Below are 14171 nucleotides of genomic sequence, written 5' to 3' on the forward strand. Positions count from 1 at the left end.
AAAGAAAATGTCGGTGGCCGTTCGGCCGCCGACATGCATTTCTTGATCAGGAGGTCCGTCACACTTCGCCCCAGATCGCCTCGGCGGTCTTGATCACCAGCTCCAGTTTCCGCTTCTGGTCGTCCTCGGTGATCTTGTTGCCTTCCTCGGTCGAGGCGAAGCCGCATTGCGGGGCGATTCCGAGTTGGTCGAGATCGGCATGTTTGCTGGCGGCGTCGAACTTGCGCTTGAGGTCTTCGAGCGGCTCCAGGTCCGGCACCTTGGTGCTGATGAAGCCCGGAAGCACGCGCTTCCTGCCCTTGGGTAGTAGGCGCAGCGGCTCAAGCCCGCCGGCGCGTTCCGTGTCGTATTCCATGAAGTAGATGTCGACGCCCGTCTTGTTGAACACGGCGTCGGCAGCCGGGTCGTAGGCGCCCTCGGCCACCCAGGTGGACTGGAAGTTGCCACGGCACATATGCATGCCGATCAGCATGTCCTCCGGGCGGTCCTTGATGGCGTCGTGCATCATCTTTGCGTACTGGTCGATCAGCCAGTCGGGATCGAGCCCTTCAGCCTTCTTCTCCGCACGGATCTTCGGGTCGCAGAGATAGGCGAAGAAGATGTCGTCCATCTGCAGGTAGCGGCAGCCGGCCTCATAGAACTTCTGCACCGCCTTGGCATAGGTGCGGGCGAGATCGGCGAAGAGCACTTCCAGATCGTCATATTCCTTCGGCTTGATGTCCGACTTCGCAACGCGGAAATGGCAGCAGCTCGGGCCGGGGATGGAGATCTTCGGCGTGACCTTCGCCACCTTCGCCAGATATTTGAAATGGTCGAGCATGGGATGGTCGTCCGGGAAGTCGAGCCGGCCGGTGATGGTCGGGAAGACCGGGCGCACACTCGCCCCGTGGAACTGCAGGCCCTGTTCGCCCTCGCGCTCCACCAGTTCGAAGCCGTCGAGCTTCCCCATGAAATCGAAATGCCAGAAGGAGCGGCGCAACTCGCCGTCGGTCGCCACCTGGAAGCCGATATTCTGCTGCATCTTCACGATGTCGGTGACGGCGGCATCCTCGACGTCCTTCAGCTCCTCGGCAGAAATGGATTTGTCTTCGTAGAACTTCTTGCGCGCTTCCTTGACGGAGACCGGGCGAAGGAGGGAACCGACGTGATCGGCGCGATAGGGCGGAGTGTGGGTCGTCATGGCGTCCTCGGTTTCGGCTGATTGGGGCGGACAGGGGTCCGCGAAGAATCCTCTCCTGTTTAAACCCTTTGGGCTGGCGCTGCAAAGATTCCCCTGTCATTTAGGGCCGCAATTCGTCCGGGAAATCCGGCCGCCGGAACGGCCCGCAGGCTTTCGGTCGAAAAGATGAGGCGATAGGGTCCGCTCGCTGCGATTCCAGGGAGGCAATGCTCGATGATGCTGCAGGACGAGGAACTGAACCGGGGTCATTTCGTAGGCCGCGTATGGCTACCTGATCTGAAGGGCCCCGCCGTGGTGGTGGTCAGGAATGGGCGGCTCCTCGACATCACCTCGCGTGACGCCCCCACAATGCGCGACCTCCTCGAGCTGGACGATCCGGTTTCCTTCGTCGATGCGGCCGAAGGGACCGATCTGGGCTCGCTCGAGGAAATCGCTGCGAATTCCGCTGACGGTGCCGTGGACAGGCTTCGCCTTCTTGCCCCCTGCGACCTGCAGGCGGTGAAGGCCTGCGGCGTCACCTTTGCGCGTTCCATGATCGAGCGCGTCATCGAGGAAAGGGCCGCCGGCGACGCGGCCAGGGCTGCGGCCATTCGTGAGCGCGTGGGTGTCATCATCGGTGACAGCCTGCGAAATCTCGTCCCCGGTTCACCGGAGGCGGCGGCCGTCAAACAGGCGCTCATCGAGGAAGATCTCTGGTCGCAATATCTCGAAGTGGGCATCGGGCCGGATGCGGAAGTCTTCACCAAGGGGCAGCCCCTCTCCTCCGTTGGCTGGGGTGCTGCGGTCGGGCTCCATCCGGTCTCGCGGTGGAACAACCCGGAGCCGGAGGTTGTGCTGGCGGTCGACAGCCGCGGCAATGTGAGGGGCGCAACCCTCGGCAACGACGTCAACCTGCGCGACGTGGAGGGGCGCTCCGCGCTCCTTCTGGGCAAGGCGAAGGACAACAACGCATCCTGCTCCATCGGCCCCTTCATCCGCCTGTTCGACGATAGCTACGGGATCGAGGATGTCCGCGATGCCGAACTCCAGCTCCTGGTCGAGGGAGAGGATGGGTTCGTGCTCAACGGCCGGAGTTCGATGAAGGAGATCAGCCGCGATCCGCTCGACCTCGTGTCCCAGACTATCGGCCGGCATCACCAGTATCCGGACGGGTTCATGCTGTTTCTCGGCACGCTCTTCGCACCCATCGAGGACCGTGACGCGCCGGGCGAGGGCTTCACCCACAAGACCGGCGACGTGGTGCGCATCGCCAACGAGAGGCTCGGGGTGCTCGAAAACCGGGTCCGGCTCTCCACCGAATGCCCGGAATGGACGTTCGGCGCCGCGGCGCTGATGCGGAATCTCGCGGCGCGCGGGCTCCTCTGAGGCTGCGCACCGATCGTGGAGCTTGGCAACCCCGTAGCGATGCTGCATTCTTGCGCGGAATGCGAGTCGGGAGGGGCGATATGGCTCGGCGGAAATCCATCGTGCCGTTTCTGGCGGCGGGTCTGATTGCGGTCTCGTGCCTTACGGCCGCGGCGGAGGACGTGGCGGACAGCGCCGACCATCCCCTGATCCCGCGCTATGAAGGTGCGGAGATCGTGCGCTACGAAAACGAGGCCTTCACCGATTACGATCTGCGCACCGGCAAGGAGGCGAAGACCGGAACGACATCCCTCGAAGGCAAGCTTGCACGCATCACCTATCAGGGGCCGGCGGAGCGCTCGGTGCTCGAGGTGTTCCGCAACTACGAGAACGCACTCGGCGAGGCCGGATTCGAGACGCTGTTTTCCTGCGCCAGGCTGGAATGCGGCGACATCCCGCGCGCTCTCGAGAGCGGCCCGCGCTACATGCTCCTTTGGGGCGAGGGCGACCACCGCTATCTCGCCGCCAAGCTGACCCGCGCGGACGGCGATGTCTATGCCGCACTGTACGTGACGAAGAACGGCAGTGGCGGACCGGCCAAAGGCCGCGCCATGGTGCAGCTCGACGTGGTCGAGCTCGAAGCCATGGAACAGAAGATGGTGGTCGTCGAAGCAAGTGCCATGCATGACGATCTTGCCCGGGAGGGCCGGGTTGCGCTCCATGGAATCCAGTTCGACTTCGACAAGGATACGCTGCGTCCCGACTCCGCTCCGCAGATCGCGGAGATCGCGAAGCTGCTGAAGGAGAATCCCTCATTCTCCGTGCTCGTGGTGGGGCATACCGACATGCAAGGTGCGCTCGACTACAATATGGATCTGTCCCGCCGCCGTGCTGCCCGCGTGGTGGAGGCGCTCGTCGGCGAGTTCGGTGTCGCCGGGGAGCGTCTGAACGCGCTGGGCGTCGGTCCGGCGGCGCCGCTCGCCAGCAATGACGGTGAAGAGGGCCGGGCGCTCAATCGCCGCGTCGAAATCGTGAAGCAATAGCATCCGCCGATTGCGAACCGGGATTGCCCCGGCCCTTCCATCCCGTCCGCCACCGCCGCGTAAATCCTTTGCCGGATATCCGGCCAGGTGATTGTGGGGGAACATTCTTTCCCCTTGGAAGTTTTCTGCGCGAGCAGCAGGAACTTCGTCACTTCTTGCAAAGCCGAGAGAAGCCGGCGTGTGCAATGCACGCCGGTTCGCAAGACGGGCCACCCTCGCTACGGCGGATCAGGGAGAGCCGAGATGTCCAAGGATGAGGAAAGCGGAACACGATGAACACGGTATTTCAAGACGATCTTGCGAGGCGCATCGCGGAGCTTGGCCCCTGGTTCCAGAACATGATGATCGGCGGAATCCAGACTGCGCCCGATCACTTCCTTGGCGACTACCCCAACTGCAAGTGGCGGAATTTCTCGCATATCATCCCGGATGACCTCGAAGGGCGGACAGTGCTCGATATCGGCTGCAATGCCGGATTCTACGCGATCGAGATGAAGCGTCGGAATGCCGGCCGCGTGGTCGGCATCGACAGCGACCCTCATTATCTGCGCCAGGCCGACTTCGCGGCGAAGGAGATGGAGACCGATATCGAGTTCCGGCAGATGTCGGTCTACGAGGTGGGCCGGCTCAAGGAAAAGTTCGATCTCGTCCTCTTCATGGGCGTGCTCTACCACCTGCGCCATCCGCTGCTCGCGCTCGATCTCATATACGAGCATGTGGCAGGGGATCAGATGCTCTTCCAGTGCCTGCAAAGGGGCTCGGAGGAGGTGGCGGACCTGGAGGAGGACTACCCCTTCTCCGAATGGAACCTGTTCTATCGGCCGGATTTTCCCAAGCTCCACTTCATCGAGCATCGCTATACCGGCGACCCGACCAACTGGTTCTTCCCGAACCGCGCGGCGGTGGAGGCGATGCTGCGCAACAGCGGTTTCGTGATCGAGGAGCGCCCTGAGGCCGAGGTCTATCTCTGCCGCAGGGGCGAGCGGGGCTTCGCAGTCGATCCGCCGCCGATCGGCTGATTCCACGAATTCACCCGAACAATTTTCCGCCGCGTCCGTTGGGCGGGCAGGACGGATGTTGCGGCGACGGTGGGTATTTTTTGCGATGCAGACAGAGATCCTGACCGAAGCTCGGCCGCTGGCCGACGAGTGGTGGAACTTGTGGCGCTGCGACCCGGACGCCACTCCGTTCCAGAGTCCGGCTTGGCTGTTGCCATGGCGCCGGCATTTCCGGGATGGCGAGAACGTGGTCGTGACGTTGCGTCGGCACGGCCGTCTGGTGGGGCTTGTTCCCCTCGTGCAGCTCGACGGGAGGCTCATCCTCTGGGGCGCGGGAACCTCCGACTGGCTGGGCGGGTTGTTCGATCCTGAGCTTGAGCCGGAGGCGGCTGCGGACGCACTTGCCCTTCTCGACAAGCCGCTCGACCTCTTCCAGCTTGCCGAGAGGGCGCCGCTGCTGCGTTTCCCTGCGCCGGAGGGATGGGAGGATAGGCAGGGCCCTTCCGAAAGCTGCGCAGTGCTTTCCCTGCCGGCCCGGCCCGGCACGCATATGCGCCAGAACTTACGATATTATGCGCGGCGGGCAGCCCGTGGCGGCGTGAGGGCGCCCGAACGGGTGGGGGCGGGCCAGGTGAGAAGCCTCGCCGAGTTGCATACGCGTCGCTGGGAGAGCCGGGAGGAGCCCGGCGTATTCGCCGATCCGCGCATGATTTCGTGGCTGGAGGAGGCGGCGGCGCTTCTCGACCAAGCGGGGCTGCTGCGGCTCTACGCGATGCGGAGGGAAGGCCGCGTCATCGCGGCACTCTGCGTGCTCCATGCGAAGGGCAGGGCATTCTATTATATCGGCGGGTTCGATCCGGAGCATGCGAAGCTCGGGCTCGGAACGGTGCTCGTCGGCCACGCGATCGCCGAGGCCGAGCGCGAGGGGCTCGCGCAGTTCGACTTCCTGCGCGGGCAGGAGGACTACAAATACCGGTGGGGCGCTCAGGACCGGCCCACCTATGCCCGATATCTCGTTCCGGCCGTGAGGAGGGCTGCGTGACGGAGAAGCTCGGCATCCGCTGGACGGTCGGCGACGTCTCACAGCGCGGGTTCGAAGCGCTCCGCCTTTCCCTATGGGGTGCGCATCTCGCCTTCGGCGACGAGATCCGCATGGCGGTGGTCGTAAATTCCCTTCCGCCGGAGGAGGCCAAGAGGAGAACGGGCGACGTGCCGCGCGGGGTCGTGTGGCTGGCCGCCGGAGAGCCGCCGGGGGTGCTTGCCGACTTCCTGGACGAGGAGATGGCCGAGGGCGTCGCGTGGAAGCTCGCCCCGCCCAGGGTGTTTCCGGATATCCATGAGCTTTCGCTCGACAATGACTGCATCCTGTGGAGCGTGCCGCCCGCGATCTTCGCATGGATGGAGGAGGAAGCACCGCGCTGCCTGATCGCGGCGGACGTGACGCTTGCCCTGGGGGCGTTCACCGAGTTCACGCGGCCGGAGCCGCGCAACACCGGAATCCGGGGCCTGCCGCCGCATCATGATCTTCCGGCTGCCCTGGAGCGCGTTCTGCGGGAGCATCCGGTGAAATTGCGCTCGGAACTCGACGAGCAGGGCCTGCAGGCGGCGGCATTCGACCTCGACCGGCCGGCGCATATCGTCTCCACAGACGACGTCTCCATCTGCTCGCCCTTCTGGCCGCATCAACCGGATCTCGGCCGGCATGGCGCGCATTTCGTGGGCCTCAATGCGCGCCGGCTGCCGTGGACTTATTATCGCCGGCCGGCGAGCGAATGCGTGGCGGAGAACTGGGAAAGGCATCGGCCCGAGCTCTATCGCCGCGTCGGATTGAAAGTGCCGGAAGATGCGTAATGTTGCAGGTTGAGACGGATACCATAGAGGCAACCATCAGGGCCACTGTCCGCCCCTGCAGGTCCTCCGACCTGCAGGCACTGGAATGGATGGGACTCTACACGCCGCATCGTGCGATCATCAGGCGGGCTTTCGAGGCGCAGGAGCGCGGAGAGGCGCTCATGCTGCTTGCCGTCTCCAGCGGCTTTCCGATCGCGCAGGTATGGGTGGATTTCACCCGTAAGGACAATGTCGCCTATTTCTGGGCTGTACGCACCTTTTTCCCCCTGCAGGGCGCCGGGATCGGGTCGCGCATGATCCGCGCCGCCGAGCGGGCGGCCCGTCGCCGCGGCTGCAGGCGCGCCGAGCTTGAAACGGAAGACGACCTCACCACCTTCTATGAGCGCCTGGGCTGGCGGAGGGCGGGGGAACGCGGCGAAGGGCGCTGTCTGATGGCCAAGGATCTCAAGGAATTGTGACGGTGTCCGGCCTCGCGCGGGCGATGCCGTTAGCCGGGCAAGCAATCCTACTCTGGAACAAAATCGCGTCGCGCCTGTTTCAATCTAGCCGGAGGGAGCAGGATTGCGACACTGCCCGCGTCGCCTCATCGACCGCTTCCTTCCCGAGAAAACGGAGACGAGACTATGCATGGTGCTCAAGTGCGCGTGGGTATTGTCGGCGTTGGCAACTGCGCATCCTCCTTCGTGCAGGGGCTCGCGCATTACCGTGGCGTGCGATCCAACAATCCCATTCCCGGGATCATGAATCCCGATGTCGGCGGCTATCTGATAGACGACATCGTCATCAGCTCCGCATTCGACGTGAATGCATCCAAGGTGGGGCGCGACGTCGCCGAGGCGATCTTCGCCCAACCGAACAACACCATCCGCTTCGCCGATGTGGAGCCGACGGGCGTGACCGTCTCGCGCGGCAGGACGCTCGACGGTATCGGTAAATATCTCGCCGAAGAGATCGAGGAATCCGACGAGCCGGACGCCGATGTCGCGGCCGTCCTCAGCGAAAGCAGGACGGACGTGCTCGTCTCCTACCTTCCGGTCGGCTCGGAGCAGGCGGCGCTGTTCTATGCCGAGGAGGCGCTCAAAGCGGGCTGTGCCTTCGTGAACTGCATGCCGGTCTTCATCGCTTCACGGCCGGAATGGCGCAAGAAGTTCGAGGAGCGCGGGCTTCCGATCATCGGCGACGACATCAAGAGCCAGTTCGGGGCGACGATTGTGCATCGGGTGCTGACGAACCTCTTTCGCGACCGCGGCGTGCGGCTCGACCGCACCTACCAGCTCAATTTCGGAGGCAATACGGATTTCCAGAACATGCTGGAACGCGAGCGGCTGGAATCCAAGAAGATCTCCAAGACGCAGGCCGTCACGAGCCAGCTCGGCGTACCCATGGAGAAGGAGAACATCCATGTGGGGCCGAGCGATCACGTCCCCTGGCTCTCCGACCGCAAATGGGCCTATATCCGCATGGAGGGCACCACATTCGGGGGTGTTCCCATCAATTGCGAGCTGAAGCTCGAAGTTTGGGATTCTCCCAACAGCGCGGGTGTCGTGATCGATGCGGTGCGTTGCGCCAAGCTCGCGATGGACCGGGGAGAATCGGGGGCCCTCATCGGGCCTTCAAGCTATTTCATGAAGTCCCCTCCGCAGCAGTTCACGGACGCCGAGGCGCGGCTCCGGACGTTGCAGTTCATCTCCGGGGATGAAGAGATAGCGACCGGTCTCAAGCAGTGAACACCTTGTTCCATCTCTTGCGCCACGCTTCGCATGGCCATGTCGGCACGGTTCTCACGGGCAGGCTTTCGGGCGCGCCGCTCACGCCCGCGGGGCGGGAAGAGGCGCTCGCTCTCGGGCGATACCTGGCCGGCCGGAAGCCCGATGCGATCTACACCAGCCCGCGGCTGCGCGCGCAGCAGACGGCCGAGATCGTCGGACGGGAGACGAATACTCCCTACGAGGTGGCGCCGGAACTCGACGAGATCGATTTCGGCGACTGGTCGGGAAAGGGCTTCGAGGAACTCGGCGAGGACCGTGCCTGGCGGCGCTGGAACGAGGAGCGCGACACTGCGGCAACCCCGGCGGGAGACACGATGGAAAGGGCCAGCGCCAGGATGACCGGCTTCATGCATCGGCTGCATGCCGACTTTCCGGGCCAGGGATTCGCGCTCGTCAGCCACAGCGACGTCATAAAGGCCGCGCTCTGCCGCACACTGGGCACACCCTTCCGGAGCGTGCACGAGTTCGAGATCGCGCCGGCCTCGGTCACAACGCTTTCCTTCGACAGTGACGGCGCAAGGCTGGTGACGCGCAATCTCCAGCCCGCGCGTCTCAACGTGGGGGCCTTTGCATGAAGCTTGTCGTCTTCGGGCTCAGCATCAGCTCGTCCTGGGGAAACGGCCACGCGACGCTCTGGCGCGGGCTCGTCCGGGCGCTCGGGCGGCGCGGCTGGACGGTGGTGTTCTTCGAACGCGACCTTCCCTATTATGCGGGTGCGCGCGATCTCTACGAGATCGAAAATGGCGAGTTGATCCTCTACGGCGATTGGGAGGAGGCACTGCCGGCTGCGCGCCGGCATCTCGCCGACGCGGATGTGGCGCTCGTCTCGTCCTACTGCCCGGACGGAATTGCCGCCTCCGACCTGGTGTTGTCCGCGCATCGCCCGATCCGCGTGTTCTACGATCTCGACACGCCGGTGACGCTCTCCGCGCTCGATCGCGGAGAGGCAACCACCTATATCGGTCCCCGAGGTCTCGCCGATTTCGACCTGGTGCTGAGCTATACCGGCGGCGAAGCGCTGGATGCCTTGAAATCGAGGCTCGGTGCGCGCATCGTGGCGCCACTCTACGGCCATGTGGACCCTTGCGTGCATCGGCCCACCGCCCCGGCGGCGCACTACGGAGCCGACCTTTCCTATATCGGTACCTATGCGGAGGACCGGCAAGCGGGCGTTTCCGCCTTTCTGCTCGAGCCGGCGCGCCAGCGTCCCGCCCTGCGCTTCGTCATCGCGGGGGCGCAGTATCCGCAGGATTTCCCGTGGGGCGAAAACGTTTTCTTCGTCCGGCATCTGCCCCCGGAGGAGCATCCTGCCTTCTACTCCTCCTCGCGGCTGACGCTGAACGTCACGCGGCGGGCGATGGCCAGGATGGGCTGGTGCCCTCCGGGGCGCCTGTTCGAGGCCGCCGCTTGCTGCGTGCCCATCGTCTCCGACCGGTGGCAAGGTCTCGATACGTTCTTCGAGCCCGGGCATGAGATCCTGGTCGCGGTCGAGTCTGACGACGTCATCGCCGCCCTCGATCTTGGCGACGCGGAGCTCCGCCGGATTGCGGAAGCTGCCCGGGACCGGGTGCTTTCGTGCCATACCTCGGAGCACCGCGCCATCGAACTCGAAGCCATCCTCGAGGATTTGAAATCTGCCGCCGCCGGCGAGCCGGCGCTGCAGGCGTGAAGGAGCCGTCCATGTGGGGAATCATTCCGGCAGCAGGTTGCGGAAGCCGTATCCAGCCTCTCGCCTTCTCGAAGGAGCTTCTGCCCGTCGGCAGCTGCCTTACCGACGGCGCCGAACGTCCCTGCGCCGTCAGTGAATATTTGTGTGAGCGCATGATCGCGGGCGGTGCGGACAAGCTCTGCTTCGTCATCGCGCCCGGAAAATCCGATATCCTCGAATATTACGGCGGGAACTACGGCGACGCCTCCATCGCCTATGTGGTGCAGCCGGAGGCGAGCGGTCTGTGCGACGCCATTTTCCGGGTGGCGCCGCTGGTCGCGCCGGACGAGCACCTGCTGGTGGGCCTGCCGGACACGATCTGGATGCCCGCCGACGGCTATCAGGCCTTGCCGGATGGAGCGCTGTCGTTCCTGCTGTTTCCGGTGGAGAACCCGTCGGCGTTCGACGCCGTGGAGACGGATGACGCGGGCAATGTCCGCGAAATCCAGGTGAAGCAGGCGCACCCCTCGACCAAATGGGTCTGGGGCGGCTTCAAGATGTCGGGCCGCATCCTCCATGAACTCCGGGCGCTCTGGCTCGAACGGGAGTGTGCGGACGAATATATGGGCACGCTGGTCAACGCCTATCTGGCGAAAGGCGGCAGCGCGCAAGGCGTCAAAGCCGGTCACGCCTATGTGGACGTGGGCACGCTCGAAGGCTACCGCGCCGCCAACGATCTTCTGAGGCACGCCAATGCCGAGCGGGATGCGCCGGCTCCCGGCATCCATGTCACGGCAGGCGCTCCCGCGGGGCGCCAGCTTCTCGCCCACCGGCGCGAACTCGTAATGTCCTTCAAGCAAGTCGAACGAGGGGTCTGACTGATGATCGAAGCCGCGATGATCTGGAACGAGCCGAACAACAAATCCCACTGGGATCCGGAAATCGATCCCGAATGGGCGCTGTTCGCCGAGATGGCCATCGGCGCGGCCGACGCGATCGGCAGCGTCAATCCCGATGTCGTCCGCGTGCTCGGCGGCATTTCGCCGATCGACCCTCTGTTCATCCAGAACCTGCAGGGCAAGGGCGTGCTCGATCACCTCGATGCAATCGCCGTGCATGGCTTCCCGCTCGACTGGAACCTGTGGCAGATCCATGAATGGCCGCAGAAGCTGGCCGAAATCCAGGCACTCACGCATCTGCCCGTCTGGGTGAGCGAGGTGGGGGTCTCCACTTTCGGTGCGGAGGAGGTGCAGCTCTGGGGTCTTGATCGCACCGCGGAGCTGCTCAAGGGCCGCTCGCCGCGCATCCAGTGGTACAGCCTCTTCGACTTGCCGCAGGCCTGGGGCGCCACCACGAGGCATAGGGAGGCGGAGGGGTCTTCCTACTACCGCCACTTCTATATGGGGCTCATACGAGAAGACGGGACGCCGAAGCCGGCACTGGAAAAATTCGCCGAACACACGCCGGAGCTCGGCCTTTGCCAGTGGTTCCATTTCGAGGATCCGCGGCTCGACGAGGCGGTCACCTGGATGAAGCGGCTCGGTGTCAAATATCTGCGCACGGGCCTTTCCTGGGCCGACAGCTTCCGCCCCGGCGCGCTCGACTGGTTCGACCGGCAGATGGAGGCGCTCGCCGATTTCGACGTGACGGTCACTTTCTGCTTCACGCCGGAGCATCGCGGCATCGCGCCCCACCACACCAGCGCTCCACAGGTGCCGCAGGAGTTTGCCGATTTCTGCGGCTCCATGATCGAGCGTTATGCGGGGCGGAACCGGAACCAGATCAGGGGCGCGGCATGACCGGCATGACATGCCTGGGCGAGGAGGAGCTTTACCTGCCCGCCGGATCCTTGCTGGAGGCGGTCTGCTCGCCCGAGGCGGGCTCCTTCGATTGCCACGACACCGTGGTGGTGGTTGCGCATCCTGACGACGAGACGATCGCCATCGGCGGGCAACTCGCCCGGATGGAGGGTGTGCGCATCGTGCATGTGACGGACGGTGCGCCCGCCAACATGAAAGACGCGCAAGTCAACGGCTTTTCCCGGCGGGAGGATTATGCGGCGGCCCGGCGCCGGGAGCTGGAAACCGCGGTCGCCATGGCGGGGGTGAAACCCGAGGCGTGCCACCTGATCGGCGTTCCCGACCAGTCGGCGGCATACCGGCTCGCCGAGATCGCTTCGCGGCTCGCCGAACTCTTCTCCGAATTCCGGATCGCCACCGTTCTCACGCATGCCTTCGAAGGCGGGCACCCCGACCATGACTCGACGGCCTTCGCGGTGCGGGCCGCCATCCATCTGGCGGGCCGGCGCGGACTTCCGCTGCCGGTGGTCTATGAGTTCCCGCTCTATCGGATGAAGCAGGACCAAAGGGCGTTCCAGGAATTCATTCCGGGTGATCAGGTCGAATACGCGATCGCACTCGACAACGAGACGGTGGAATTGAAACGGCGGATGCTCGCCGCCCATGCGACCCAGCAATTCGTTCTGGCTCCCTTCATCACGAAGACGGAGCGCTTCCGGTTGGCGGCGCCTTGCGATTTCCGGGAACTGCCCAACAACGGCAACGTATTCTACGCCCAGTTCAACTGGGGGCTTCGCCCTTCGGACTGGGCGGATCTGGTCGAGAAGGCAAGCCGGGAGCTCGACCTCCCCAAATGGCTCTGACGGTCCTCAGCGTCGCGTATCCCTTCGCGCCGGTCGGGCCCGATGTGGTGGGCGGTGCAGAGCAGGTGCTTTCGGCGCTCGACCGGGCGCTGGTGCGCAACGGCCATCACTCGATTATCATCGCCTGCAAGGGATCGGAGACGGCCGGTCGGCTGATAACGCTGCCGTCGGGACGAGGTCCGATCGATGATGTCGTCCGGCAGGAGAGATGGGCGCAGATGCGCCGGCTGATCGCCTGGGTTCTGACGCAGGAGCGTGTGGACCTGGTGCATCTGCACGGCATCGATTTCCATGAATACCTGCCGGAGGGTATCCCCACCCTTGCGACCTTGCATCTGCCTCTCGACTGGTATCCCGGTTGGATCTTTCAGCGCCGCCCGAATCTCTGGCTGCACTGCGTCTCCGAGGCGCAGCACCGCACGGCACCGGACGGCGCATCCCTGCTTCCACCGGTTCCGAATGGAGCTCCGCAGGCGTTGTTCGAGACGCGGCAGCGCAAGCGCGACCATGCGCTGCTGCTCAGCCGCATCTGCCCGGAAAAGGGGATTCATCTTGCGCTCCAGGCCTGCCGGCTCGTCGACGTGCCGCTTTTGATCGGCGGGCAGATTTTTCCCTATGAAGCGCATCAGCGCTATTTCAGGGAGGAGGTGGCGCAGCTACTGGACTCCCGCAGGAAGTTCCTCGGCCCGCTGGACTTCGATCGGAAACGGCGGCTGCTCGCTTCCGCACGATGCGTGATCGTGCCGAGCCTGGTGGCCGAGACGAGCTCGCTCACGGCCATCGAGGCGCTTGCCTGTGGCACGCCGGTGATCGCCTTTGCCAAGGGAGCGCTGCCGGAAGTGATCGAGGACGGCCGGACGGGCTTCATCGTCGATGACGTGCTGGAGATGGCGCAGGCTGTTTCGGCTGCACCATCGCTGGATCCGGCTGCCTGCCGGGCGGCGGCTCGGGAGCGCTTTTCCCCGGAGACCATGGAACGGCGCTATCTCGATCTTTATCGGCAGCTCACAGACACGGGCCGGCGAGCCGAATGCTAGGCCGGAACGGCCAGTCCACCCACCTTCTCGATGAAAGCGACGATCTCGTCCAGACCCGTCCGGCGCGAAAGGTCGGTCATCACATAGGGCCGGCCTTCGCGCACCTTTTCGGTGTCTGCCCGCATCACGTCGAGATCGGCGCCGACATGGGGCGCAAGGTCCGTCTTGTTGATGATGAGAAGGTCGGAACGGGTGATGGCGGGACCGCCCTTGCGCGGGACCTTCTCGCCCTGAGCCACGGAAATCACATAAAGCGTAAGATCGGCGAGATCCGGCGAGAAGGTGGCGGCCAGATTGTCGCCGCCGCTCTCGATGAGGACCACGTCCAGATCGGGGAAGCGGCGGTTCAGGTCGGCAATGGCCGCAAGATTGAGCGAGGCATCCTCGCGGATCGCCGTGTGCGGGCAGCCGCCGGTCTCGACGCCCACGATGCGGTCCTCCGAGATCGCCTGCAGCCGCGCGAGGATGAGCGCGTCCTCCTTGGTGTAGATGTCGTTGGTGACGACGGCCATGGAATAGCGGTCGCGCATGGATTTGAGCAGGACCTCGCAAAGCGTGGTCTTGCCTGAGCCCACTGGGCCGCCGATGCCGATCCTCAACGGGCCGTTCGACGATTTCATGCATGCCTCCGGTCGATGT

General features: G+C 64.5%; 15 protein-coding genes. 13 read left to right on the forward strand and 2 right to left on the reverse strand.

Going from position 1 to position 14171, the window contains the following annotated elements; all coding sequences use genetic code 11:
- Positions 1 to 58 precede the first annotated feature (58 nt).
- Entirely contained in the window at positions 59 to 1180 is a 1122-nt protein-coding gene (locus tag PVE73_RS05460) for a 5-methyltetrahydropteroyltriglutamate--homocysteine S-methyltransferase (protein WP_277365973.1), read from the reverse strand.
- 216 nt (positions 1181 to 1396) lie between these two features.
- Between PVE73_RS05460 and PVE73_RS05465 the strand changes: the two genes are divergently transcribed.
- The 13 genes from PVE73_RS05465 (at position 1397) to PVE73_RS05525 (ending at position 13532) form a co-directional block, all read left to right on the forward strand.
- Positions 1397 to 2545 (forward strand): fumarylacetoacetate hydrolase family protein, encoded by a 1149-nt coding sequence (locus PVE73_RS05465; RefSeq protein WP_277367356.1) that lies wholly within the window; start codon positions 1397 to 1399, stop codon positions 2543 to 2545.
- Positions 2546 to 2625: 80 nt separating this feature from the next.
- Positions 2626 to 3567 (forward strand): OmpA family protein, encoded by a 942-nt coding sequence (locus PVE73_RS05470; protein WP_277365974.1) that lies wholly within the window; start codon positions 2626 to 2628, stop codon positions 3565 to 3567.
- A 272-nt stretch (positions 3568 to 3839) separates the two neighbouring features.
- Entirely contained in the window at positions 3840 to 4586 is a 747-nt protein-coding gene (locus tag PVE73_RS05475; RefSeq protein ID WP_277365975.1) for a TIGR04290 family methyltransferase, read from the forward strand.
- Between the two features lie 85 nt (positions 4587 to 4671).
- Complete coding sequence (locus PVE73_RS05480; RefSeq protein WP_277365976.1) at positions 4672 to 5607, forward strand: GNAT family N-acetyltransferase; 936 nt, start codon at positions 4672 to 4674, stop codon at positions 5605 to 5607.
- Positions 5604 to 6416, forward strand: coding sequence for a hypothetical protein (locus PVE73_RS05485; protein ID WP_277365977.1), 813 nt, complete (start codon positions 5604 to 5606; stop codon positions 6414 to 6416). The genes PVE73_RS05480 and PVE73_RS05485 overlap by 4 nt, the downstream gene beginning before the upstream one ends.
- Positions 6416 to 6874 (forward strand): GNAT family N-acetyltransferase, encoded by a 459-nt coding sequence (locus tag PVE73_RS05490; protein WP_277365978.1) that lies wholly within the window; start codon positions 6416 to 6418, stop codon positions 6872 to 6874. The genes PVE73_RS05485 and PVE73_RS05490 overlap by 1 nt, the downstream gene beginning before the upstream one ends.
- Positions 6875 to 7039: 165 nt before the next feature.
- Positions 7040 to 8143: an inositol-3-phosphate synthase gene (locus tag PVE73_RS05495; protein WP_277365979.1), complete on the forward strand. Its 1104-nt coding sequence runs from the start codon at positions 7040 to 7042 to the stop codon at positions 8141 to 8143.
- A gap of 5 nt (positions 8144 to 8148) precedes the next feature.
- Positions 8149 to 8760: a histidine phosphatase family protein gene (locus PVE73_RS05500; protein WP_277365980.1), complete on the forward strand. Its 612-nt coding sequence runs from the start codon at positions 8149 to 8151 to the stop codon at positions 8758 to 8760.
- A complete protein-coding gene (locus tag PVE73_RS05505) occupies positions 8757 to 9854 on the forward strand; it encodes a glycosyltransferase (protein ID WP_277365981.1) in 1098 nt (365 codons plus the stop codon). The genes PVE73_RS05500 and PVE73_RS05505 overlap by 4 nt, the downstream gene beginning before the upstream one ends.
- Before the next feature lie 11 nt (positions 9855 to 9865).
- Positions 9866 to 10711, forward strand: a complete 846-nt coding sequence (locus tag PVE73_RS05510) for a nucleotidyltransferase family protein (protein WP_277365982.1) — start codon at positions 9866 to 9868, stop codon at positions 10709 to 10711.
- A 3-nt stretch (positions 10712 to 10714) separates the two neighbouring features.
- Positions 10715 to 11632 (forward strand): beta-xylosidase, encoded by a 918-nt coding sequence (locus PVE73_RS05515; protein ID WP_277365983.1) that lies wholly within the window; start codon positions 10715 to 10717, stop codon positions 11630 to 11632.
- The gene (locus tag PVE73_RS05520) at positions 11629 to 12495 is read left to right on the forward strand and encodes a PIG-L family deacetylase (RefSeq protein ID WP_277365984.1); all 867 of its coding nucleotides are present in this window, start codon (positions 11629 to 11631) and stop codon (positions 12493 to 12495) included. Before PVE73_RS05515 ends, PVE73_RS05520 begins: the two co-directional genes overlap by 4 nt.
- Complete coding sequence (locus PVE73_RS05525) at positions 12486 to 13532, forward strand: glycosyltransferase (protein WP_277365985.1); 1047 nt, start codon at positions 12486 to 12488, stop codon at positions 13530 to 13532. Before PVE73_RS05520 ends, PVE73_RS05525 begins: the two co-directional genes overlap by 10 nt.
- On the opposite strand, the gene ureG is transcribed toward PVE73_RS05525, so the two are convergent.
- Positions 13529 to 14152, reverse strand: coding sequence for an urease accessory protein UreG (gene ureG / locus PVE73_RS05530; protein WP_277365986.1), 624 nt, complete (start codon positions 14150 to 14152; stop codon positions 13529 to 13531). The two genes, PVE73_RS05525 and ureG, sit on opposite strands and share 4 nt — an antisense overlap.
- Between the last annotated feature and the right edge of the window lie 19 nt (positions 14153 to 14171).

It is taken from the genome of Chelativorans sp. AA-79 (assembly GCF_029457495.1).
Classification (GTDB): Bacteria; Pseudomonadota; Alphaproteobacteria; order Rhizobiales; family Rhizobiaceae; genus Chelativorans.

What these genes read in the sequence shown, in the direction of transcription:
- PVE73_RS05460 (WP_277365973.1), bottom strand. Translation starts at nt 1,180, where the DNA reads ATGACGACCCACACTCCGCCCTATCGCGCCGATCACGTCGGTTCCCTC.
- PVE73_RS05465 (WP_277367356.1), top strand. Translation starts at nt 1,397, where the DNA reads ATGCTGCAGGACGAGGAACTGAACCGGGGTCATTTCGTAGGCCGCGTA.
- PVE73_RS05470 (WP_277365974.1), top strand. Translation starts at nt 2,626, where the DNA reads ATGGCTCGGCGGAAATCCATCGTGCCGTTTCTGGCGGCGGGTCTGATT.
- PVE73_RS05475 (WP_277365975.1), top strand. Translation starts at nt 3,840, where the DNA reads ATGAACACGGTATTTCAAGACGATCTTGCGAGGCGCATCGCGGAGCTT.
- PVE73_RS05480 (WP_277365976.1), top strand. Translation starts at nt 4,672, where the DNA reads ATGCAGACAGAGATCCTGACCGAAGCTCGGCCGCTGGCCGACGAGTGG.
- PVE73_RS05490 (WP_277365978.1), top strand. Translation starts at nt 6,416, where the DNA reads ATGTTGCAGGTTGAGACGGATACCATAGAGGCAACCATCAGGGCCACT.
- PVE73_RS05495 (WP_277365979.1), top strand. Translation starts at nt 7,040, where the DNA reads ATGCATGGTGCTCAAGTGCGCGTGGGTATTGTCGGCGTTGGCAACTGC.
- PVE73_RS05505 (WP_277365981.1), top strand. Translation starts at nt 8,757, where the DNA reads ATGAAGCTTGTCGTCTTCGGGCTCAGCATCAGCTCGTCCTGGGGAAAC.
- PVE73_RS05510 (WP_277365982.1), top strand. Translation starts at nt 9,866, where the DNA reads ATGTGGGGAATCATTCCGGCAGCAGGTTGCGGAAGCCGTATCCAGCCT.
- PVE73_RS05515 (WP_277365983.1), top strand. Translation starts at nt 10,715, where the DNA reads ATGATCGAAGCCGCGATGATCTGGAACGAGCCGAACAACAAATCCCAC.
- PVE73_RS05520 (WP_277365984.1), top strand. Translation starts at nt 11,629, where the DNA reads ATGACCGGCATGACATGCCTGGGCGAGGAGGAGCTTTACCTGCCCGCC.
- PVE73_RS05525 (WP_277365985.1), top strand. Translation starts at nt 12,486, where the DNA reads ATGGCTCTGACGGTCCTCAGCGTCGCGTATCCCTTCGCGCCGGTCGGG.
- ureG (WP_277365986.1), bottom strand. Translation starts at nt 14,152, where the DNA reads ATGAAATCGTCGAACGGCCCGTTGAGGATCGGCATCGGCGGCCCAGTG.